Raw genomic sequence first — 20,465 nt, 5'->3', positions numbered from 1 at the left:
AGCGCGCTCACACCGGTGCCCGGTCGTCCAGCAGCCCGCGCAGGAGCTCGGCGGTGCGCTTCGGGTCGCGCTCGGCCAGGGCGGAGATGTCCTGACGGCGGCGCTCGGCGGTGATCTCCTCGGTCGTGAGCACCTCGGTGGGGGCGTCGCCGGCGGGCATCGCCGACAGCACGGCGGTCGGGGCGTCACCGGCGCCGAGCGTGGCGCGGTCGTCGACGCCGTCCATCGCGAGGGGCAGCTGGAACGTCTCGCCGGCGAAGGCGTCGAGCTCGCCGAGGTCGACGGCCTCGCGCTCCTGCTTCCGGTTGCGGCGGGCGACGAAGAACATGACCGCGATGACGGCGAGGACGATGCCGATCACGATCCCGGCGGTGCGGATCGACGACCACAGTGCTTCCTGCTGGTCGGCCTTCTGCTGCGCCTCGAGGGCCTTGGCGGCCTGGTCGGAGGCGCTCGTGTCGAAGTCCATCATCGCGACCTTGACCTGGTCGCCACGGTTCTGGTCGACACCCGCGGCGGCCGAGACCAGGTCGTTGATGCTCTGCAGGTTCGCGTTCTGCACGGCGGCGGCCTTCGAGTTCAGCGCGACCGAGATGGTCTGCCGGTCGAGCCCGCCCGAGGGGATCTGCGTGGTCTCGGTGGTGTGGTCGACGGCGTTGTTCTTCGTCGCCGACTCGTTCTTGTACCCGTCGTCGCCGGTGCCGCTCGTCGCGGTGCCGTTCGGGACGGCGATGTTGTCCGGGCCGAGGACCCCCGTCGCGCCGCTCCCTGCGCCCGAGCCCGCGCCGTACTCCTCGGTGGTGCTCGACTCGTTCAGTGCGACCGGGCCCGACGTGGGAGACGTGTAGCTCTCGGACGTCCGGGTGCCGGACTCCTGGTTCATCGTCCCGGAGACCACGACGGTCGCGTTGCCGACGCCGAGCGTGGTGTCGAGCAGGTCCTGGATCTTCTTGCTCGTCGCCGCGTCGTAGTCGGCGGCCTGGTCGGCGCCGCTGCCGGTCGCACCGGTGCCGACCGCGGACAGGGTCTGGCCCTTCGCGTCGACGACCGAGACGTCGGTGGGCTGCATGCCCTCGACCGAGGCGCTCGTCAGGTGCACGATGGCCTGCACCTGGTCGGTGCTCAGCTGCGTGCCGTTCTCGGTCGCGATGAACACCGACGCGGTCGGGTCCTTCTCCTCGGAGACGAACACCGACTTCTCCGGGATCGCGAGCTGCACGGTGGCGGTCTGCACGCCGTCCATCGCACCGATGGTCTTGGCGAGCTCGCCCTCCATCGCGCGCTTGTAGGTGACGTCCTGCTGGAACTCCGAGCTCGTCACGCCCATCTTGTCGAGCAGCGAGTAGCCACCCTCGTTCGACGACGGCAGGCCGTTCGACGCCGCCTTGAGCCGCTCCGAGTACACCTGCGCCTGCGGCACGAGGATCGTCGCACCGCCGTCGGTGAGCTGGAACGGCACGCCGTCGGTCTGCAGCTGGTCCGTGATGGAGCTCGCGTCGGCCGCGGCGAGCCCGGTGAAGAGCGGGGCGTAGGACGCTTTGCCGAGCCAGGACGCGAGGGCGATCCCACCGAGCACGAGCGCCGCGATCGCCAGGATCGCGATGGTGCGCTGGGCGGCGGAGAAGCCCTTCACGTAGGCGCTGAGGCGCGCGAAGACGTTCTTGACGGCGACGGGCATCAGGCCTGCATCCTCATGATCTCGTTGAAGGCGTCGACGCCCTTGTTGCGGACGGCGGAGACGAGCTCGAGCGTGACCTGCGCGCGGGTGGCGGCGATCGTGGCGTCGTGGATGTCGTCGAGGTTGCCGGTCACGGCCTTGAGCGCGAGGGTCTTCGAGTCGCTCTGCAGCGACTGCAGCCCGTCGACGGCGTTGCCGAGGCTCGCGGCGAACCCGCTGCCGTCGGTCGTCGCGCCGGCGGCTGCGGTGGCGTTCGTACTGTCGCTGGACGTCCCCGAGACACTCGTCAGGGCGTTCGTCATCGCGTTGGTGGTCACACCGTTCACGGCGTCGATGGGCATCAGTTCTTCCCGATCTGCAGTGCCGCCTCGTAGGCGGTCTTGGCACGGTCGACCACGGCGGCGTTCGCCTGGTAGCCGCGCTGGGCCATGATGAGGTCCGCCATCTGCGTGCCGAGGTCGATGTCGGGCATGCGGACGTAACCCTCCTCGTTCGCGAGCGGGTTGTCCGGGTCGTAGGTCACACGGCCGGCGGCGCTGCCGAACGCCGCGCCCTTGACGTAGGCGCCGGAGACGCCGTTGCCCTCCTGCACCTCGACGTAGCGCGCCTGGAACGCGGTGTCGTCCATCGACTTCACGGTGTTCGCGTTGGCGATGTTGTCCGAGACGGCGTCGAGCCACTTCCGGTGCACGGTCAGGCCGGTGCTCGCGATGCCGATCGCGTCGAAGGTCGTCACGAGTTCGTCCGCATCGCCGCACGGACGCTGGTGAGCTCGGAGTTCATCGCCTGTGTGGCGAACTGGTACCGCAGCACGGTGTCGATGTTCGACAGCGTCTCCTCGTCGAGGTTGACGTTGTTGCCGTTCGTGTTCGTCGGCTCGAGGCTGCGCGCCATCGTCGGCGTGGTGGCACCGTCGCCGTCCACGATCGACTTCGCCAGGGCGTCCTCGAACTGGACCTTCTCGGCGTGGTAGTTCGTCGTGTTGATGTTCGCGATGTTGTTCGCGATCACCTTCTGGCGCATCGACAGACCGTCGAGTGCGCTCTGCAGCGCGACGCTCGTCACGGAATCGAACACGAAGGATCCCCTCGTCAGGCGTCGTCGGTGCGACGTCGCCGTGCGGTGGTGGCCGATCCCTGGCCGAACTGGTGAGCGATCCGTGCTCGAGTGGCGCTATCGGAGCCCGCCGTCCGCCGCGTTAGGCGTCGCCCCGAACGGGGGGCGGGTGCTGCGGGGCGGAGCACCCGAGATGCGACACAGCACCCGTCGATCGACGGGTGCTCTGTCGCAGAACTGGTGTGGGGGCGCGGGTCAGGCGGAAGCGTCGAGGTACACGGAGCCGCGGGGCTCGCGCGTGGCGTCGACGGCGCGCAGGGCACCGAGGTGCTCCAGCGTCGAGCGGCGGTCCGCCTCGAGCACCGTCATGCGGTCCCGCTGCGCGGCGAGCAGCCGGGAGGCCCGTCCCACCAGGTCACGCGGCAGCGGTCCCAGCCCGGCCGGCTCGGACCACCCGGCCACGGCCGTGGGATCGGCCGCCTGCCCGGCGGCGTCGTGCTCCATGGAGGTGAGGAGGGCCTCCCACGCGGCTCGTCCGTCCGTCTGCTCAGGCGACAGCTCTGCGGACGGCTCAGGCGACACCGAGGGCTCCCCCGGTCGGCTGCTGCGTGGCGGGCGTCGCGGGCAGCGACGCGGCCGCCTCGTGCCACGACTGACGCAGCGGCTCGAGGATCCGGATGCAGTCGCGGGTGGCCTGCACGTCGCGGTGCACGTTCGCCGTGATGAGCGAGGTGGAGGCGTAGTTGTAGACGGCGAGCAGCCCCTCACCGCCGTCCCAGACGTCGATCCGGAGGGTGCTCGAGAGTTCGCCGATGATCGCCTGGGCGTGCAGGAGCTGCTCGCGGGCAGCCTCCCAGTCGGCGGCGACCTGCGCGGCCTCGGCACGGTGCAGGTCGAGCAGCAACCGGTCGTAGAGCATCGTCACGAGCTGCGCCGGCGTCGCCGACAGCACGGCCTCGTTCGTGTACTGAGCGCGACGCTGGTCGGTGACGGTGCGCGGCTGGGCGGCCTGGCGGAAGGCGGCTGCCTGGAAGTCGAAGGTCATGGTCGTTCCCGTCAGCTCGACGTCGAGGCCAGCTGGCTGGCGAGCCAGCTCGACTGCGACTGGAGCTTGCTGAGGCTGGTCTCGAGGGATGAGTAGAGGGTCTGCAGGGCGGCCCGGCGCATCGTCAGCCGGTCGGTCCAGCTGTCGATCTGGGTGTTGAGGTCCTTGGCGACGGCCTGCTGTCCGGTGATGGACGTGGTGACCGAGCCGTCGTACTTGTCCGAGGCGGCGGTGGCCGCGGCGCCGACGTTCGCGGCGACCCCGGAGAGCATCGCCTGGGTGGCCTTCGGGTCGGCGGCGAGTGCCTTCTGGAAGACCTCGGGGTCGAAGGTGAAGCTGCCGTCCTTCGTGATCACGATGCCGATCGTCGACGGCGACTGGCCGTCGACCGGGGCGGACATCGTGCTCGTGAGCCGCTGCACGGCATCGCGGGACGCACCGTCGCCGAGCAGGACGCCGGCCTTCGTCGTCGTGGTGCCGCTCGTCGCGCTGGTCGAGCTCGACACCGCGGTGTTCGTCTTGTAGTAGGCCGCGACCGCGTTCATCGCGTCGACGAGGCCGGAGGCCACGGACTGGGCCTTGGTGGTGTCCTGCGCGACCGTCACCGTGACCGGGTCGGTGGTGGCCTTCGACACGGTGACGTCGAGCCCGGGGACGAGTCCGGTGAAGGTGTTCGTGGCGCTGGTGACCGTCTGCGCGGCGGCGGTGCCGGCCCAGAGGGTGACGCTGGCGTCGGTGGCCGCGGTGACGACGGCGGCACCGGTCTCGCTGAGGACGTTCGTCGCGGTGCCCGCTGCCACGTCGTCGGCGCCGCCCCGGTACACCTGGAAGCCACCGGCCGAGCCGGTCTTGGCGGACGTGAGCTGCAGGCGGTAGAGCTTGGTGCCGTCGGCGTCGGTGCCGGCGGAGACCTTCGTCGCGGTGACGCCCGCACCGGATTTGTTCAGGGCGGACACGGCGTCGTCGAGCGAACCGGACGCCGGTGTCACGGTGGTGGACTTGCCATCCGCGCCGACGATCGTGATCGGCTGCGCACCGGTCGACCACGACGACATCGCGGCCGTCACCCCGACCTGGGCCGAGGCGGTCGAACCGACGGTGAAGCTGATGGAGCCGGCGGTCGCCCCGGACCCGGTGACGGCGGTGACGCTCGGCGCGCTGCTCGTCGCGGCGAAGAGGTCGAGCGACGAGGCCTTCGCGGCGTCCGCGGCCTTGGTGGCGAGGCCCTGGATCAACCCGTTGAGCGTCTGCAGTGACGAGATGAACGAGTTGGTGGTGGTCAGCTTGTTCTTGAGCAGGGTCTGCGGGACCCCCTCGACGCTCATCAGCGAGTTGATGAGGTCGGTCGTCTTGAGACCGCTGACCAGACCGTCGATCGCGAGGCTGGTGCTCGAGGACACGGACGAGGACATCGTCGACACTCCCTGGCGTCGTGGAGGTGGTCAGGACGGCGTGGTTCGCCCTCCGCGCCCGAACGGGCCCGGAGGGCGAACCACGTGATGGCTAGCGCAGGAGCGAGAGCACGCCCTGGGTGCTCTGGTTCGCCTGCGCGAGCATCGAGGTGCCGGCCTGGCTGAGGATGTTGTCGCGCGTGTACTTGACCATCTCCTCCGCCATGTCGACGTCGGTGATGCGCGAGGAGGCAGCGGTGAGGTTCTCCTTGGCCACGTTCGTCACGTTGATGGCGTGGTCGAAGCGGTTCTGGACGGCACCGATGCTCGAACGAGCCGAGGAGACGTACTTGATCTGCTCGTCGATCGCGGTGATGGCGGCCTGAGCGTTCGTCGCCGAGTCGAAGGTGAGCGCGCCGACCGCGGTCGACACGGACTCCACGTTCGACTTCGACAGGTCCACGTCGATCTGGCTCGCCGCGTCGCCGTTCGCGCCGACCTGGAACTTCAGGACGCCTGCGGTGCCGGCGGAGCCGTCGAGCAGGTTGATGCCGTTGAAGTTGGTCGACTCCGAGATGCGGGTGAGCTCCTTGGTGAGCTCGCCGACCTCGGTGGTGATCGCCGCGCGGGAGTCCTCGTTGTTCGAGTCGTTGCCGGCCTGCACTGCCAGGTCGCGCATGCGCTGGAGGATCGAGTGGGTCTCGGTGAGGCCACCTTCAGCGGTCTGCACGACGGAGATGCCGTCCTGCGCGTTGCGGGCGGCGACCGTGAGGCCACCGACCTGGGACTTCAGCCCCTCGGAGATCGACAGACCGGCAGCGTCGTCGGCAGCACGGTTGATGCGGAGACCCGACGAGAGCTTCTCGAGGGACTTCGACAGGTCGTTCTGCGTCGCGTTGAGGTTCCGGTACGTGTTGAGTGCCGAGAGGTTGGTGTTGATGGACATACCCATGGTGGTTTCCTCCGTGAATGTGGGTCGTGCGTCGGCCCGTCCGTGGGCTGACATGGATGACTCTCGACCGGTTGCCGGGAGTCGTTAGGGGATCGGCGGAGAAGTTTCCGCCGACGTCTCAACTCGCCGCGACGGCCGGGCCGGACGCGGCGTCGTGCACGGCACGGGCGACACCGGCGGCGGCGTTCGTGGCGACACGGGCGAGGTAGGCGCTCCGGCGGGCCGCGGTGGTGCGGCTCGCCGGCTCGACGGTCGTGCCGTCGCCGTAGTGGGCGGCGAGTCCGTCGTGCAGCAGGCGCATCGCCTCGGAGCGCTGCTGCGAGACGGCCGAGTGCGTGATGCCGAGCTCGGCGGCGACGTCGGTGACCGAACGGTCGCCGAAGTACACGGCCTCGACGATGAAGCGCATCCGCTCCGGCAGGGCCTCGACCGCGGCGCGGAGGTACCGGCGCTTCTCGGTCTCGAGCAGGTCGTCCCCGGGCAGCGGCAGGTCCGCGGCCACGAGGTCGTGGACGGTCTCGTCGAGCGGCGCGACGGTCCGGGCGGCGTCGCTCATCGCGTCCACGGCGGTCTGCTTGTCGACACCCATGGCGTCCGCGATCTCCTGCGCACCGACGCTCCGGCCGAGGCGTGCGGACAGCGCCTCCTGCGTGGCCAGGGTCTCGCGGATCCGCTTCCGGGTGCCACGGGACGCCCAGTCGGCCGAGCGCATGTCGTCGGCCAGCGCACCGGTGATCCGGGTGCGGGCGTAGGCGCCGAACGGCACGCCGAGGGTGGGATCGAAGGCCTCGGCCGCTGCGACGAGTGCGAGCGAGCCGACGGCGGCGAGGTCGTCGCGGTCCAGGTGCGTCGCCCGGGAGCGGACGTCGGCCACGATGTAGCCCACGAGCGGGAGGTGCTCCACGATCATCGCGTTGCGTTCGGTGCGGTCCATGCTGTTCCCCTGGTCGACCTGACGTGTGTCGGCTCACCCGTCCGTGGGCGCGACGGACGCCGGCCTCGGATGGCCGGTACGTACGCCGAAGAGCCGCTCGGGTCCCTCCGAGCGGTGCACGCCGCATCGTTGTCGAGCGGTTCCGGGTGTCCCCCGGGGTGCGTTCCGAATGTATCGGCTGGCAATGCGCTGTACGGGGGTGGATCAGTCCCCAGTGCGGGGGTGTTCCCGGTGTTTCGCGGTCGGCATTTGTGGGGACTCCGGGAAGAGAACGGTCGTTCTCGTCCCCCAACTGGGGCCGTCGGGGCATGCGCGGGCCGATGTCCGGTCCACGCACTCCCCGGCGGGGCTTACGGCCCGTGCAGGGACGTCGATAGATCCCGGTGTCCGCAGGATGACGGACCGGGGACCACCCCCGACGAACCACCACCCGGGAGGAGCTGATGAGCGTGAACGACCTGTCCGCCGTGCTCTGGCGCGAACGCGAGCTGCTCGAACTGCTGACCTTCAAGCTCGAGGAGGAGCAGCTGCTGCTCACCGCGGGCCGCTCCCGCTGGGTGTCGCACGCCAGCCGCGAGGTCGAGCAGGTCCTCGACCGGCTCCGCAGCACCGGCCTCGAGCGTGCCGCGCAGAGCGCCGAGGTCGCCGAGGAGTGGGGCGTCCCCGCCGACGCTCCCCTGCGCGACGTCGTCGCCGCTGCACCGAACGGGCCGTGGGGCGAGATCCTGTCGTCGCACCTCACCGCGATGGTCGAACTGACCACTCAGATCGGCGCCCTGCGCGACGAGAACGACCGGTTCCTGCGTGCCGCCGCCCAGGCCACCGAGGAGACCCTGGCGGGGACCGTCACCGGCGCCGCCACCTACGACGCCAGTGGCACGTCCGGCGCGGGCCAGGACGGCGCACGCCTGTTCGAGGGGACGCTGTAGCACCGTGGTCAGCACCTTCGGATCCCTCGCGACCGCGTACTCCGGCCTCGCCGCGGCCCGTGCCGGCATCGACGTCACCGGCCAGAACATCGCGAACGCCGGCACCGCCGGCTACACGCGACAGCGCGTCACGCAGAACTCGATCCCCGCGACCCAGACCGGGTTCATGCGGGGCACCGCGGCCCTCGCCGGCCAGGGCGTCTCGGTCGACGGCATCGCCCGCCTGGCATCGCTGACCCTCGACGCCGGCGTCCGCGTCGCCGCCGGTTCGTCGGCCTACGCCGATGCCCGTGCCACGGCGCTCTCCGCCCTCGAGACCGGGTTGCACGAGCCCGGCAAGGACGGCCTGAGCGCCAAGCTCGACGCGTTCTGGTCGTCCTGGAGCGAACTCGCCAGCCACCCCGACGACCCGGGTGCCGCCAGTGCCGTGCTCGGGGCCGCCGGCACCGTCGTCGCCGCCCTGGCCGCCGGTTCGAAGGCCGTCGACGCGCAGTGGTCCTCGGTGCGCGGCACCCTGACCGGACAGGTCGCGCAGCTGAACGGCGCCGCGGAGCAGGTCGCCGACCTGAACGGCCGGATCCGCACCGCGCTCGCCTCGGGCGGCAACGCGAACGAGCTGCTCGACCAGCGTGACCAGCTCACGCAGCAGATCGCCACGCTCGCCGGCGGCACCACCCGGACGAACGCCGACGGCACCGTCGACGTGCTCCTCGGCGGCAACCCGATCGTGCAGGGCACCGACGCCCGCTCGGTCGCCCTCGGTGGCGGCGAGCGTCTGGCCGACGGCACAGCGGTCACCCTGACCTGGACCACCGGTACGGCCGGGGCGGTCGGGCTGAGCGGCGGGTCGATCGGTGGAGCACTCGCGGTCCTCGCACCCGCGTCCGGCACCGGTACCGGCGGCGCACTCGCCGAGGCCGCCGCGTCCTACGACGCCGTGGCCACGCGACTCGCCACCACCGTGAACGCCCTGCACGCCGCCGGGACCACCCCGGCCGGCACCACCGGCGCACCCTTCTTCTCCGTGGCGGCCGGAGTCCCCGCCGCCCAGGCACTCGGCGTCGTCCCCACGGACGCCAGCGGGCTGGCCACGCGGAACGCGGCGGGGGAACTCGACGACTCGTTCGCCGACGCGCTCGCACGACTCGGGGCGTCGTCGGACGGTGCCGACCAGGTCTGGGCGACGTTCGTGGCGGGGGTGGGCACCGCCTCCAGGTCGGCGACGTCGGAATCGACGATGACCGGGCTCGCGCTCACCAACGCGCGCAACCAGCAGCAGTCGAGCGCGGGCGTCGACCTCGACGAGGAGAACGTCAACCTGCTGAGCTACCAGCACGCGTACCAGGGCGCGGCGCGCGTCCTGACGGCGGTCGACGAGATGCTCGACACCATCATCAACCGCGTCGGACTCGTCGGGAGGGGCTGATCGTGATCACCCGTGTGACCACCCAGATGTCGATGGCGGCCGCCTCGGCCCGGCTGCAGGCCGGTGCCGCGCGGGTCGCCGAGCTCACCGACCAGGCCACGACGCTGCGTGCGATCCAGAAGCCCTCGGACGACCCGGTCGGCACCGCGTCGTCGATGCAGGTGCGCAAGGAGCAGGCCGCAGCCGCCCAGTACTCGCGGAACGCGAACGACGCCGCGGCGTGGCTCGCGACCACGGACAGCGCGCTGTCCGGCGTGTACTCGGTGCTCAACAACGTCCGCGACCTCACGGTGCAGGCCGCGAACTCGGGCACCATGAGCGACACCGACCGCGACGCGTTCATCACGCAGTTCCGGTCGCTCAAGGCCGACCTCGAGGCACATGCCAACACCACCTACGGCACCCGTTCGGTGTTCGCGGGATCGTCGACCGCCGCTGTCGCCTACGACCCCGCGACGGGTTGGGCGGCATCGGGCACCGACGTGTCCCGTCGGGTCGGCGACGGCACCACGGTGCGGGTCGACACCGCCGGCACCGCGGTCTTCGGGTCCGGCGACGACTCGGTGTTCGGCATGATCGACTCCATCGTCAGTGACCTGCAGAACGGGGTGAACGTGAACGCTCGCATCGGGGACGTCGACACGGCGCTCGGGACCGTCCGCGGCGCCCAGGCCGACGTCGGCGTCCGGCACGCCGCCGCACTCGCGGCGCAGGACTCGCTGAAGTCCGCGACCGTCTCGCTCGAGAGCCGCCGTGCGGGCATCGAGGACGTGGACCTCGCGAAGGCCGTCCTCGACCTGCAGGTGCAGCAGACCAACTACCAGGCAGCCCTCGCCGTCACCGCGAAGGTCCTGCAGCCGACCCTGATGGACTACCTCCGATGAGCATCTCCCTGACCTTCGCCGTCCCGCCGTTCGGGCTCGCCCCCGCCGCGGCCTTCGAGCTGTCGCCGGTCGACGGTGCCGAGGGGCTGTTCACGCTCGTCGGCGACGACGCACGGCTGTTCCTGCTCGACGCCGCGGTGCACCTGCCGACGTACGCGCCGGAACTCACCGACGAGCAGGCCGCCGGGCTCGAGCTGACCGACCCCGCCGACGCGATGCTGCTCGTCGTCGCGAACCCCGGCGCGTCCGGCACCACGGTGAACCTGCTCGCGCCGATCGTCGTGAACGCCCGGACGGCCGTGGGCGCGCAGGTCATCCTCGAGGAGCAGGACCTGCCGCTGCGGGCGGAGCTCGCGCGGGTGTAGCCGCGGCGGTGCGCGGCGCGGCTTCGCACGCGTTCTGCGACATTCCACCAGTCGTTCGACGCGTGGATCGTCGGAAGATGTGCACGCAGATGGTGCGCGTGCATGTGACGACAAGACACGAGTCGTTCGACGCGTGGATCGTCGCAAGATGCACGCGCATTGCAGCTGATCAGTCCTGCACAGGTCATCGTCGCCGGCCGGCCCTCCACAGATCCGGCGATGACGAGCGCTGGGCCACGAGGCTCGGCGAGCCTGGTGCCATGTCCAGAGCGAACGACGTCGAACTGATCCGCACGACGGGTGCGACCTCCGCCGAACGCCGTGCACTCGAGCGCGATGTCCGCCGCGGACGGTACGAACGCCTCCGCCCCGGCGTCCTCGTCCGCCCGGACGCACTCGACGGGATGCATCCCGGCGAGCAGCACCACGTGCTCGTCCGAGCCTCGGCGCACCGACTCCGAGCAACCGATGTCGTCTCACACCAGTCTGCGTGCGCAGTCCTCGGACTCCCGCTGATCGGGACAACACCACCCAAGGTGCACCTCGCCGATCCGACCACGACGCACACCCGCGTCACGGCGTGGTTCGTCCGGCACGGTGCACAGGGGCGGCCACCCGGAGTCCTCGTCGATCAGCAGGCGACACCCGTGACGACGGCCGCGAGGACCGCCATCGACGTCGCTGCGACGCGCTCCTTGCTCGAAGCACTCCCCGTCGTCGATGCCGTGCTCTCCCGTGGGCTCGCCGACCGTGCGGCGCTGGACGCGGAACACGCGTCGCTGGCCTCGGCCCGGACCAAAACGGGGATCGCGGTGGGGATGGGGTCGGCGCTGTCGGGGTCACCAGCGGAGTCGGTGTGCCGCGTGCGCTTCCGGGAACTCGGGGTGCCGGAACCGGTGCAGCAGCACGTGTTCGCCCGGGCCGGATCGGTCACGGCGATCGTGGACTTCTGGTTCCCCGACCAGGGCGTCGTGGTCGAGGTCGACGGCCGCGCGAAGTACGAGGACCCCGCGCTGCTCGACGGGCGATCCACCTCCGACGCGCACTGGCGCGAGAAACGTCGTGAGGACTTCATCCGGTCGTTCCCCGAGGTCCGGGCGGTCGTGCGGCTCTCGTGGGCGGACCTGATGCAGCCCGACCGGGTGCGGGCTGCCCTCCGGCGCGCGGGCGTCCCGTGCTGAGGGTGCGTGCCCGACGATCAGCTCGGGCGGTGTGGCGCATCCGGGCGGTGCGGCGCATCCGGGTGGTACCTGCGCTGACGCTCGACCGTCGGCCGAGCGGACGATCCCCCGGTGTCGACCGCCCCGGTGTCCACCACCCCACCGACCACCACCTCGCCGACTCCCACGCGCACGCCGCGGATCGGCCCGGTGCCCTTGACCACGCCGCCGCGGTGGTCCGGGTCGGGTTCGCGGTGGTCGCCGCCCTCCTCGAGCTCGACGTCCCGCACGGACACCGGACCGAGCACCTGCGCCGCCGCGCCGATGCGAGCCGGCCCCTCGACGAGACACCCGGCGGTCAGGCGAGCCCGACCACCGACCACGACGTCGGACCCGTCCGCGACGATGGTCACCGGTCCCGGACCGAGTTCGGCTCCCTCGCCGATGTGCACGGCCGCCGCCGACGCGACGACGGTCACGGATCCGGGGCCCAGGCGTGCCCCGGATGCCACCGTGATCGCCCCACCGTGCCGGGTCTCGAGCGTCGTGGACGGGTACAGCACCACGCCGGGCAGGACCGACACGCCCACTCCGACCAGGACGGACGCCGGGTCGAGCACCCGGACCGCGGGCGCGAGGGCGGTGACCTCTGCGACGGGCAGGAACCCGGCTGCACGACGGGCATCGTCGAGGGCTGGCTGCGCGGGGTCGGTGTCCATCCAGCGACCCTCTCACGTGCGCGGCGTACGGTGAAGCCATGGCCCGAGCCCCGAAGGACCAGTCGATCGTGCCCCTGCCGACCGCACCGGTCTCCCCCTCCCCGTCCGACTCCCGTACGCAGCAGGTCCAGCCCACCGGCTGGGCGAAGTGGCTCGACCGGGTCATCAGCGTGCAGCGCCCCGTCGTGGTCGCGCACGTCAACGCGATCCGTCGTCGCAAGCCCGACGCGACCCCCGCCGAGGTGATCCAGATCCTCGAGCGGCAGTACCTGGCCGCGGTCACCACCGGTGGCGCCGCGGTCGGTGCGAGTGCGGTGATCCCCGGCGTCGGGATGGCCGCCGCGCTCGGCCTGAGCGGTGCCGAGACGGTCGGGTTCCTCGAGACCACCGCGCTGTTCGCACAGTCGGTGACCGAGGTGCACGGCATCGCGCTGGACGACCCGGAGCGCGCCCGCACACTCGTGATGGCGATGATCCTCGGCGCGCCGGGCACGCAGCTCATCAACCAGCTCGCCGGACAGGCAGCCGGCGGTCAGGCCCGGACGGCGTTCTGGGGGGAGATGGTGACGTCCTCGCTCCCGAAGCAGGTGGTCAACGGCATCGGCGGACAGGTCCGTGACCAGTTCATCAAGCGATTCGCCGTCCGGCAGGGCGGTTCCGTCCTCGGACGGGCACTGCCGTTCGGCATCGGCGCGGCCGTCGGCGGCCTGGGGAACCACGCACTCGGGCGCAAGGTGATCCAGGCGTCGCGGACCGGGTTCGGTATGCCGCCGGCGGAGTTCCCGATCGTGCTGACCATGACCCCCGCGCCGGAGAAGACCCGCCGCGCCCTGCTGTGGAAGCGCGGCGCGGGCGGGGACCAGGACCTCTGGACCGAGCCGGGCCAGGACGACGCCCGCTCGAAGCGTTAGCCGAGACGACCGAGAGGGGCCCGGGCACCGATGCTGAGCAGCCGAGCCCGGGCCGATCGTGCAACGGTGCTTAGAAGGACCGCACCGGCGTCGTCACGACCTGGCCGGCGTGGGCGAACCCGCCACCGAACCCGAACAGCAGCGCAGGCACCCCCTCCGGCAGGTCACCACGCTCCCACGCCTTCGACAGCCCGAGCGGCACACTCGCCGCCGAGGTGTTCCCGGACTCGACGACGTCGCGGATGACGAACTTCGACTCCCCGCCGAGCGCGGTGACGAGCGGCTCGATGATCCGCAGGTTCGCCTGGTGGAACGCGAACACCTCGATGTCGTCCATCGAGAGCCCGGCGGCCTCGACGACCTTGCGGGCGTGCCCCTCGGCCTCGGTGATCGCCCACCGGTAGATCGAACGCCCCTCCTGGTTGAAGCGCCCCGGCGACCCCTCCACACGGACGGCGTCGAGCAGGTGCGGCACGCTCCCCCACGACACCGGGCCGATCTCCGGCGTCTCGGCGACCCCGAGCACGGCGGCACCGGCCCCGTCGCCGACGAGCACGCACGTCGACCGGTCGGTCCAGTCGTCGATCCCGGACAGCACCTCCGACCCGATGACGAGGGCGACGTCGGCCGAACCGGTGCGGATGGACTGGTCGGCGAGCCCGAGCGCGTACTCGAACCCACTGCACGCGGTGTTGATGTCGATCGGCGCCGGACCGTTCGTCATGCCCAGCGCGGCGGCCACCCGACCTGCCGTGTACGGTGCGCGGTCCTGGTGGGTCGTGGAGGCGACGATGACGAGTCCGACGGCCGAGGGTGACACCCCGGCGTCGGCGAGGGCACGGCGTCCGGCCTCGACGGCCATCGACGTGACGGTGTCGTCGGGCCCGGCGATCCGACGGGTCTGGATGCCGGTCCGTGTGCGGATCCACTCGTCGTTCGTGTCGACCATCGTCGAGAGCTCGTCGTTGGTCAGGACGCGTTCGGGCTGGTGGTGACCGAACCCGAGGATCCGGCTGCCGCGGAGTGCTGGGATGTTCATCGTCGGCACGTTACCCCCTCACGCCACCGCCGCATGCCGACCCGGGAATGGACGGGCCTCACCCGCCGTCACTTCCGCGCAGCAGCGGTCGCTCGGTCGTTCGCCCTGCCGATCGCCTCGACCAGCTCGTCCTTCGTCATCTTCGAGCGGCCGCTGACGTCGAGCCGCTTCGCGACGTCCAGCAGGTGCGCCTTCGAGGCGTTCGCGTCGACACCGCCCTCGGTCTTCCCGGAACCGCGGGAGCCGGCAGCACCGGAATCGGAGGGCCCGGAGGACTCCTTCTCCTCCCAGTGGTCACCGACCTTCTCGTACTCGTGCTTGACGGCGGCGAACGCCGTGCGGTGCGCCCGCTCGCCCGGGCCGTACGTCTCGTTCGCCGAGTCCAGGGTCTTCTCGAAGATCTCCTGCGCGTGCTCCGGGGACCGCTGCAGGGTGCTGGGGATCTCGTCCTTGGCTGGCATGGCTGCTCCTCTCGAGTGGTCCCCCCTGACTACTCCGACCAGCACAACGAGCACCAAGCACGGACGAGCACGGGCACCGAGCACGGAGCACCGAGCACCGAGCACGGAGCACCGAGCACCGAGCACCGGGCACCGGCCACCAGCCACCAGCCACCAGCCACCAGCCGCCGACCGGTACTCCCAGGGCCTGGCGCCACCAGCGCGTCACGAGTAGACCCGTCTCATGGACTACACACACCTCGGTCGCACCGGTCTGTCCGTCTCCCGCGCCGTGCTCGGCACGATGAACTTCGGCCCGGAGACCAGCGAAGACGACTCGCACGCGATCATGGACCGGGCCCACGAGCTCGGCGTCAACTTCTTCGACACCGCCAACGGCTACGGCGGCTCGGTGGGCAAGGGTGCCACCGAGGAGATCATCGGACGGTGGTTCGCCAAGGGTGGCGGTCGCCGCGAGAAGACGGTCCTCGCCACGAAGGTCTACGGCGACATGACCGACTGGCCGAACGGCGGCAAGCTCAGCGCCCTGAACATCCGGCAGTCGCTCGACGCGAGCCTGCAGCGGCTGCAGACCGACCACATCGACCTGTACCAGTTCCACCACGTCGACCGTGCGACGCCGTGGGACGAGATCTGGCAGGCGATCGACGTCGCCGTCCAGCAGGGCAAGGTCCTGTACGTCGGCTCGTCGAACTTCGCCGGGTGGCACATCGCCCAGGCGCAGGAGGCCGCGAAGCGCCGGGACACCTTCGGCCTGGTCAGCGAGCAGTCGATCTACAACCTCGTGGTCCGCGACGTCGAGCGCGAGGTCCTGCCGGCCGCGCGTGCGTACGGCCTCGGCGTGATCCCCTGGTCGCCGCTGCAGGGCGGTCTGCTCGGCGGCGTCATCGAGAAGACCGAGAACGGCTCGCGTCGCCTGTCCGGCCGCAGCGCCGAGTACGTGGACGCCCACCGCGACCAGCTGCAGTCCTACGAGTCGTTCGCGAAGGAGCTCGGCCACACGCCGGGCGAGCTGGCCCTCGCCTGGCTGCTGCACCAGCCCGGCGTCACCGCGCCGATCACCGGCCCCCGCACGATGGAGCAGTGGGAGTCCGCGGTCCGTGCCGTCGACATCCGCCTCGACCAGCGTGCGCTGGACCGTCTCGACGAGATCTTCCCGGGGCACCAGACGTCACCGGAGGACTACGCCTGGTGACGGGACCGGCGGGACCACCGGAACCGACGGGACCGACGGGACCGACGGGTCGCTGACGCGACCAGCTGCCTGGAGGCGCGGTGCGGGTCCGACCCGCACCGCGCCTCCAGTCCGTGGTCACGACCAGGACGCGACCAGCGAGACGACGACGGGCCCCGCGCTGCTGTGTGCGCGGGGCCCGTCGTCGTGCGGGTGGTGCCTGGTGTCTAGCGGACGCTGACCGGGCTGTCGTCGGTCTGCTCGTAGAGGACGTAGCCCTCTTCGCCGTGGACGGCGGTGTCGATGCCGGCGACCTCGTCCTCGGTCTTGACGCGGAAGCCCATCGTCTTCTCGATCACGAACCCGATGACCAGGGCGAGCACGAACGAGTAGACGCCGACGGCGAGGGCCGCTGCGGCCTGCTTGCCGAGCTGCTCGAACGAGCCGGAGTAGATCAGGCCGGTGTCGTTGGCGAAGAAGCCGAGGAACAGCGTGCCGAAGATGCCGCCGACCAGGTGGACGCCGACCACGTCGAGCGAGTCGTCGAAGCCCAGGCGGTACTTCCAGTCGATGGCGAAGCAGCAGACGATGCCGGCGAGGAAGCCGAGCAGGATGCCCCAGCCCGGGGTCAGCGCGGCACAGGCCGGGGTGATCGCGACGAGGCCGGTGACGGCGCCCGATGCGGCACCGACCGAGGTGGCCTTGCCGTCCTTGAGCTTCTCGATGAGCAGCCAACCGAGGATGGCGGCGGCCGGGGCGGCGAGGGTGTTCACCCAGGCGATCGCGGCGATGCCGTCAGCGGCGCCCTCGGAACCGGCGTTGAAGCCGAACCAGCCGAACCACAGGATGGCGGCACCGAGCAGGACGAACGGCGGGTTGTGCGGCTTGTGCGCACCCTTGGCGAAGCCGACGCGCTTGCCGAGCACGATCGCCAGGGCGAGACCCGCGGCACCGGCGTTGATGTGCACCGCGGTGCCACCGGCGAAGTCGATGACGCCCCACGTGGCGGCCCAACCCGAGGTCAGGTTGAAGACCCACGAGGCGACCGGGAAGTAGACGACCGTGACCCAGACGCCGGCGAAGACCATCCACGCGCCGAACTTGGCGCGGTCGGCGATGGCGCCGGAGATGAGCGCGACGGTGATGATCGCGAACGTCGCCTGGAACCCGACGAAGGCCATCGACGGGTACGCCGCCTGGATGTCCGAGGACTGTGCTTCCTCGAAGGCCTGGCCGAGGCCGATCTGGTTCCAGTCGATGCTGAAGAACCCGACCACGCCGGAGACCGCGGTGCCGTCGCCGTGGTTGGCGAAGGCGATCGCGTAGCCGTAGACCACCCAGAGCACGCTCACGAGCGCGATCGCACCGAACGACATCATCATCATGGAGATGACGGACTTGGCCTTCACCAGACCGCCGTAGAAGAAGGCCAGGCCGGGTGTCATGAACAACACCAGCGCAGCCATCACCAACACGAACGTCGTGTTGCCCTGATCAAGCATCTGCTCACCTCTCGATTGCACGAGCGGCTCTTGGACCGCCTCGGGTGTCACAGAGTCTGGCGAGGCGAGGTTTCACGAGGGAGCACGAACTGTTTCGCGGATGTAACGCGACCGCGCCGTTTGTAAACGTCGTGTTTCCGCCGGCCCGATGTCCCCTGCGCGAGGGGCAGGAGACCGCCGTGGACAGATCGGTCTGACGGCGAAGGAGGCTCAGGCCCGGGTGAGCGCCACCACGCGGGACGCCGCGCGCAGGTACTTCTTGCGGTAGCCGCCCTCGAGCATCGCGTCGGGGTACACCTGGTCGAGCGGGGTCCCCGAGGCGACGATCCGCACCTGTGCGTCGTACAGGCGGTCCACCAGTGCGACCCAACGCAGCGCGTCGGTCTGGTCGGTGAACGCCCGGACGTCGGTGAGCCCGACGGCGTCGAGGTCCTCGACCAGGGCGACGTACTTCGACGGGTGCACGGAACCCAGGTGGGCGACCACCGCACCGAAGTCGTCGAGCGTCACAGTGCCGGGCGGCAGCGCGGCGGGCACGTCGGACACCACCTGCGCCGACTCGTCCACGGCCCGTCGGCGGTAGTCCAGGCCGTCGATGCGCATGGTGTCGAAGCGGTCCGACATGGCCTGGATCTCGCGCAGGAAGTCCTGCGCGGCGAAGCGACCCTCGCCCAGGGCGCCCGGGGGCGTGTTCGACGTGGCGGCGAAGCGCGTGCCGGTCTCGGTCAGCTCCTTGATGAGCCGGGTCATCACCATCGTGTCGCCCGGGTCGTCGAGCTCGAACTCGTCGATGCACACCAGTGCGGTGCCGCGGAGCAGGTCGACCGTGCCCTGGAACCCCAGGGCCCCCACGAGCGCGGTGTACTCGATGAAGGTGCCGAACGTCTTCCGGCCGGTGGCCGCGTGGTAGGCGGCTGCGAGCAGGTGGGTCTTGCCGACACCGAACCCGCCGTCCAGGTACACGCCGGACTTCGCCGCGGGTTCCGCCGACTGCTTCCGGCGCCCGAACAGCCCGCGCCGCGGGGCGTCCGCGGGACCGGCGGCCACGAACGCGGCGACGGCATCGCGGACCGAGGCCTGCGAGTCGTAGTCCGGGTCCGGCCGGTACGAGTCGAACGACGCGTCCGTGAACTGCGGCGGGGGCACGAGCGCCGCAGCCATCTGCTGCGGGGTCACCTGGGGATCACGGTCGACGAGGTGAGCGGGCAATCGGGGAACCCTTCCGGGAAGCATGTCGTGGGGTGTCACGTTGCGGCAGGGGAACGGTACGTCCGCGTACCGTTGCCCACAGGCACCGACGCCCGATCCTAGTCCGGCGCCGGCAGCTCGCACCGGGCACCACGCTCGCCCCGCACCACGCTCCCCCGCACCCCTGGAGGTACCCCCGATGACCGCACCGGTCGACCCGTCCGAGAAGTTCGCCGCCTACGCGCACCCGGAGCGCCTCGTCTCCACCGGTTGGCTGCAGGAGCAACTCGACGCCGGTGCCGGCGCGCCCGACCTGGTGGTCGTCGAGTCCGACGAGGACGTCCTGCTCTACGAGACGGGGCACATCCCGGGAGCCGTGAAGATCGACTGGCACACCGACCTCAACGATCCGGTGCAGCGCGACTACATCGACGGCGCCGCGTTCGCCGAGCTCCTCGGCGGCAAGGGCATCGGCCGCGACACCACCGTCGTGATCTACGGCGACAAGAACAACTGGTGGGCCGCGTACGCACTCTGGGTGTTCACCCTGTTCGGCCACGAGGACGTCCGCCTGCTCGACGGCGGCCGTGCCAAGTGGATCGCCGAGGACCGCGCCCTGACCACCGACGAGACCCCGGTCACACCCGTCGACTACCCCGTCGTCGAGCGCCACGACGAGCCCGTCCGCGCCTTCAAGGACGACGTCCTCGCGCACCTCGGCAAGCCGCTCATCGACGTCCGCAGCGCCCCGGAGTACAGCGGGGAGCGCACGACGGCACCCGACTACCCGGAAGAGGGCGCGCTGCGCGGCGGCCACGTCCCCACGGCCGTGAACATCCCCTGGGCGACGGCCGCAGCCGCCGACGACACGTTCAAGTCGCGGGACGAGCTCGACGCCGTCTACCGCGACGGCGCCGGCATCGGTGACGCCGACGAGGTCATCGCCTACTGCCGCATCGGTGAGCGCTCGAGCCACACCTGGTTCGTCCTGCAGCACCTGCTCGGCTACGACAACGTCCGCAACTACGACGGCTCGTGGACCGAGTGGGGCAGCGCCGTCCGCGTCCCCATCGTGCAGGGATCCGAGCCGGGTACTGTTCCGAACCGATGAACGCCAGCACCGACGCACCACTCCCCGCCACCCTCGCCGAGATCCGCGACGACTTCCTCGCCCTCGGGCAGAAGGACCGCCTGCAGCTCCTGCTCGAGTTCTCGAACGAGCTACCCGCGCTGCCCGAACGCCTGCAGGGGCACGAGGACGAGCTCGAACGCGTCGAGGAGTGCCAGTCCCCCGTGTTCATCACGGTGACGGTGGGTGAGGACGGCGACGCTCCGGACGTCGTCCGCATGCACGCCACCGCCCCGCGCGAGGCGCCGACCACGCGCGGCTTCGCCTCGATCCTGGCGCAGGGGCTGTCCGGCCTGACGGTCGAGCAGGTGCTCGCCGTCCCGACGGACTACCCGTTGACCATCGGCCTGTCCGAAGCGGTCAGCCCGCTGCGGATCCGCGGCATGGTGGGCATGCTCGGTCGCGTGCAGCGGCAGGTGCAGGCGGCGGTCGCGTAGACGCGACCCGGTGACGGACGGGAGGCCCGTGGCGACACCGCCACGGGCCTCCCGTCCGTCACGCCGTCGGCACGCAGGCCGTCCT

The 20,465-nt window shown here is 70.9% G+C and carries 23 protein-coding genes; 9 read left to right on the top strand and 14 right to left on the bottom strand.

Translation table 11 applies throughout. From position 1 onward, the window contains the following. Positions 1-7: 7 nt before the first annotated feature. From fliF to H7A73_RS07655, 9 genes are all read right to left on the bottom strand, one after another. Positions 8-1,678 carry a flagellar basal-body MS-ring/collar protein FliF gene (fliF, locus tag H7A73_RS07695; RefSeq protein WP_182065403.1) on the bottom strand — a complete coding sequence of 557 codons (1,671 nt, stop codon included), beginning with the start codon at positions 1,676-1,678 and terminating at the stop codon, positions 8-10. Further along, entirely contained in the window at positions 1,678-2,019 is a 342-nt protein-coding gene (fliE, locus tag H7A73_RS07690) for a flagellar hook-basal body complex protein FliE (RefSeq protein ID WP_071244597.1), read from the bottom strand. Before fliE ends, fliF begins: the two co-directional genes overlap by 1 nt. Beyond that, positions 2,019-2,414, bottom strand: a complete 396-nt coding sequence (locus tag H7A73_RS07685) for a flagellar basal body rod protein FlgC (RefSeq protein WP_071244596.1) — start codon at positions 2,412-2,414, stop codon at positions 2,019-2,021. Before H7A73_RS07685 ends, fliE begins: the two co-directional genes overlap by 1 nt. Next, positions 2,411-2,755 carry a flagellar basal body protein gene (locus H7A73_RS07680; protein WP_017886135.1) on the bottom strand — a complete coding sequence of 115 codons (345 nt, stop codon included), beginning with the start codon at positions 2,753-2,755 and terminating at the stop codon, positions 2,411-2,413. Before H7A73_RS07680 ends, H7A73_RS07685 begins: the two co-directional genes overlap by 4 nt. A 234-nt stretch (positions 2,756-2,989) precedes the next feature. Further along, entirely contained in the window at positions 2,990-3,238 is a 249-nt protein-coding gene (locus tag H7A73_RS07675; RefSeq protein ID WP_182065401.1) for a hypothetical protein, read from the bottom strand. 67 nt (positions 3,239-3,305) lie between these two features. Further along, on the bottom strand, positions 3,306-3,779 hold the full coding sequence (gene fliS / locus H7A73_RS07670) for a flagellar export chaperone FliS (RefSeq protein WP_182065400.1): 474 nt from the start codon (positions 3,777-3,779) through the stop codon (positions 3,306-3,308). Positions 3,780-3,790: 11 nt separating this feature from the next. Next, on the bottom strand, positions 3,791-5,179 hold the full coding sequence (gene fliD, locus H7A73_RS07665; RefSeq protein WP_259362767.1) for a flagellar filament capping protein FliD: 1,389 nt from the start codon (positions 5,177-5,179) through the stop codon (positions 3,791-3,793). A 103-nt stretch (positions 5,180-5,282) separates the two neighbouring features. Next, entirely contained in the window at positions 5,283-6,122 is an 840-nt protein-coding gene (locus H7A73_RS07660) for a flagellin (RefSeq protein ID WP_182065398.1), read from the bottom strand. Between the two features lie 118 nt (positions 6,123-6,240). Continuing rightward, positions 6,241-7,056 carry a sigma-70 family RNA polymerase sigma factor gene (locus H7A73_RS07655; RefSeq protein ID WP_182065397.1) on the bottom strand — a complete coding sequence of 272 codons (816 nt, stop codon included), beginning with the start codon at positions 7,054-7,056 and terminating at the stop codon, positions 6,241-6,243. Positions 7,057-7,499: 443 nt separating this feature from the next. Between H7A73_RS07655 and H7A73_RS07650 the strand changes: the two genes are divergently transcribed. The 5 genes from H7A73_RS07650 to H7A73_RS07630 all read left to right on the top strand — a co-directional run bounded on the left by H7A73_RS07650 (position 7,500) and on the right by H7A73_RS07630 (position 11,841). Further along, the gene (locus H7A73_RS07650) at positions 7,500-7,985 is read left to right on the top strand and encodes a flagellar protein FlgN (protein WP_071403931.1); all 486 of its coding nucleotides are present in this window, start codon (positions 7,500-7,502) and stop codon (positions 7,983-7,985) included. A gap of 4 nt (positions 7,986-7,989) precedes the next feature. Continuing rightward, positions 7,990-9,411 carry a flagellar hook-associated protein FlgK gene (gene flgK, locus H7A73_RS07645; protein ID WP_182065396.1) on the top strand — a complete coding sequence of 474 codons (1,422 nt, stop codon included), beginning with the start codon at positions 7,990-7,992 and terminating at the stop codon, positions 9,409-9,411. Positions 9,412-9,413: 2 nt separating this feature from the next. Then, entirely contained in the window at positions 9,414-10,295 is an 882-nt protein-coding gene (gene flgL, locus H7A73_RS07640; protein WP_182065395.1) for a flagellar hook-associated protein FlgL, read from the top strand. After that, positions 10,292-10,660, top strand: coding sequence for a flagellar assembly protein FliW (gene fliW / locus H7A73_RS07635; RefSeq protein WP_182065393.1), 369 nt, complete (start codon positions 10,292-10,294; stop codon positions 10,658-10,660). Before flgL ends, fliW begins: the two co-directional genes overlap by 4 nt. Before the next feature lie 260 nt (positions 10,661-10,920). Next, the gene (locus H7A73_RS07630) at positions 10,921-11,841 is read left to right on the top strand and encodes a hypothetical protein (RefSeq protein ID WP_182065391.1); all 921 of its coding nucleotides are present in this window, start codon (positions 10,921-10,923) and stop codon (positions 11,839-11,841) included. A gap of 17 nt (positions 11,842-11,858) precedes the next feature. Here the strand turns inward: H7A73_RS07630 and H7A73_RS07625 are convergent, their stop codons facing one another. Next, positions 11,859-12,539, bottom strand: coding sequence for a hypothetical protein (locus tag H7A73_RS07625; protein ID WP_182065389.1), 681 nt, complete (start codon positions 12,537-12,539; stop codon positions 11,859-11,861). A gap of 38 nt (positions 12,540-12,577) precedes the next feature. Between H7A73_RS07625 and H7A73_RS07620 the strand changes: the two genes are divergently transcribed. Continuing rightward, positions 12,578-13,450 (top strand): hypothetical protein, encoded by an 873-nt coding sequence (locus tag H7A73_RS07620; RefSeq protein WP_182065387.1) that lies wholly within the window; start codon positions 12,578-12,580, stop codon positions 13,448-13,450. Positions 13,451-13,520: 70 nt separating this feature from the next. Here H7A73_RS07620 and H7A73_RS07615 read toward each other — a convergent pair whose 3' ends face one another. Together H7A73_RS07615 and H7A73_RS07610 are read right to left on the bottom strand one after the other, a co-directional pair. Beyond that, positions 13,521-14,489, bottom strand: a complete 969-nt coding sequence (locus H7A73_RS07615) for a beta-ketoacyl-ACP synthase III (RefSeq protein WP_182065385.1) — start codon at positions 14,487-14,489, stop codon at positions 13,521-13,523. Between the two features lie 68 nt (positions 14,490-14,557). Next, positions 14,558-14,950 (bottom strand): ChaB family protein, encoded by a 393-nt coding sequence (locus H7A73_RS07610; protein WP_182065383.1) that lies wholly within the window; start codon positions 14,948-14,950, stop codon positions 14,558-14,560. Positions 14,951-15,173: 223 nt separating this feature from the next. Here H7A73_RS07610 and H7A73_RS07605 point away from each other — a divergent pair, with 223 nt between their 5' ends. Beyond that, entirely contained in the window at positions 15,174-16,145 is a 972-nt protein-coding gene (locus H7A73_RS07605; protein ID WP_182065381.1) for an aldo/keto reductase, read from the top strand. A gap of 206 nt (positions 16,146-16,351) precedes the next feature. Here the strand turns inward: H7A73_RS07605 and H7A73_RS07600 are convergent, their stop codons facing one another. After that, a complete protein-coding gene (locus tag H7A73_RS07600; RefSeq protein WP_182065379.1) occupies positions 16,352-17,626 on the bottom strand; it encodes an ammonium transporter in 1,275 nt (424 codons plus the stop codon). A 210-nt stretch (positions 17,627-17,836) separates the two neighbouring features. Continuing rightward, positions 17,837-18,859, bottom strand: coding sequence for a cell division protein ZapE (zapE, locus tag H7A73_RS07595; RefSeq protein ID WP_182065377.1), 1,023 nt, complete (start codon positions 18,857-18,859; stop codon positions 17,837-17,839). Positions 18,860-19,013: 154 nt separating this feature from the next. Here zapE and H7A73_RS07590 point away from each other — a divergent pair, with 154 nt between their 5' ends. Both H7A73_RS07590 and H7A73_RS07585 read left to right on the top strand, forming a co-directional pair. After that, on the top strand, positions 19,014-19,925 hold the full coding sequence (locus H7A73_RS07590) for a sulfurtransferase (RefSeq protein ID WP_182065375.1): 912 nt from the start codon (positions 19,014-19,016) through the stop codon (positions 19,923-19,925). Beyond that, the gene (locus H7A73_RS07585) at positions 19,922-20,380 is read left to right on the top strand and encodes a SufE family protein (protein WP_027465483.1); all 459 of its coding nucleotides are present in this window, start codon (positions 19,922-19,924) and stop codon (positions 20,378-20,380) included. Before H7A73_RS07590 ends, H7A73_RS07585 begins: the two co-directional genes overlap by 4 nt. Positions 20,381-20,465: the final 85 nt, after the last annotated feature.

Source organism: Curtobacterium sp. ME12 (assembly GCF_903970855.1).
In the GTDB taxonomy this organism is placed as follows: domain Bacteria; phylum Actinomycetota; class Actinomycetes; order Actinomycetales; family Microbacteriaceae; genus Curtobacterium; species Curtobacterium poinsettiae_A.
The sequence above is the reverse complement of the archived record's forward strand: the minus strand, read 5'-3'. Positions and strand labels throughout refer to the sequence as shown.

Coding starts and splice junctions, on each gene's coding strand:
- H7A73_RS07625 (WP_182065389.1), bottom strand. CDS start 12,539: ATGGACACCGACCCCGCGCAGCCAGCCCTCGACGATGCCCGTCGTGCA.
- H7A73_RS07620 (WP_182065387.1), top strand. CDS start 12,578: ATGGCCCGAGCCCCGAAGGACCAGTCGATCGTGCCCCTGCCGACCGCA.
- H7A73_RS07630 (WP_182065391.1), top strand. CDS start 10,921: ATGTCCAGAGCGAACGACGTCGAACTGATCCGCACGACGGGTGCGACC.
- fliE (WP_071244597.1), bottom strand. CDS start 2,019: ATGCCCATCGACGCCGTGAACGGTGTGACCACCAACGCGATGACGAAC.
- H7A73_RS07675 (WP_182065401.1), bottom strand. CDS start 3,238: ATGGAGCACGACGCCGCCGGGCAGGCGGCCGATCCCACGGCCGTGGCC.
- fliF (WP_182065403.1), bottom strand. CDS start 1,678: ATGCCCGTCGCCGTCAAGAACGTCTTCGCGCGCCTCAGCGCCTACGTG.
- fliS (WP_182065400.1), bottom strand. CDS start 3,779: ATGACCTTCGACTTCCAGGCAGCCGCCTTCCGCCAGGCCGCCCAGCCG.
- H7A73_RS07615 (WP_182065385.1), bottom strand. CDS start 14,489: ATGAACATCCCAGCACTCCGCGGCAGCCGGATCCTCGGGTTCGGTCAC.
- H7A73_RS07655 (WP_182065397.1), bottom strand. CDS start 7,056: ATGGACCGCACCGAACGCAACGCGATGATCGTGGAGCACCTCCCGCTC.
- H7A73_RS07660 (WP_182065398.1), bottom strand. CDS start 6,122: ATGGGTATGTCCATCAACACCAACCTCTCGGCACTCAACACGTACCGG.
- H7A73_RS07590 (WP_182065375.1), top strand. CDS start 19,014: ATGACCGCACCGGTCGACCCGTCCGAGAAGTTCGCCGCCTACGCGCAC.
- zapE (WP_182065377.1), bottom strand. CDS start 18,859: ATGCTTCCCGGAAGGGTTCCCCGATTGCCCGCTCACCTCGTCGACCGT.
- H7A73_RS07605 (WP_182065381.1), top strand. CDS start 15,174: ATGGACTACACACACCTCGGTCGCACCGGTCTGTCCGTCTCCCGCGCC.
- H7A73_RS07585 (WP_027465483.1), top strand. CDS start 19,922: ATGAACGCCAGCACCGACGCACCACTCCCCGCCACCCTCGCCGAGATC.
- H7A73_RS07650 (WP_071403931.1), top strand. CDS start 7,500: ATGAGCGTGAACGACCTGTCCGCCGTGCTCTGGCGCGAACGCGAGCTG.
- fliW (WP_182065393.1), top strand. CDS start 10,292: ATGAGCATCTCCCTGACCTTCGCCGTCCCGCCGTTCGGGCTCGCCCCC.
- H7A73_RS07600 (WP_182065379.1), bottom strand. CDS start 17,626: ATGCTTGATCAGGGCAACACGACGTTCGTGTTGGTGATGGCTGCGCTG.
- H7A73_RS07610 (WP_182065383.1), bottom strand. CDS start 14,950: ATGCCAGCCAAGGACGAGATCCCCAGCACCCTGCAGCGGTCCCCGGAG.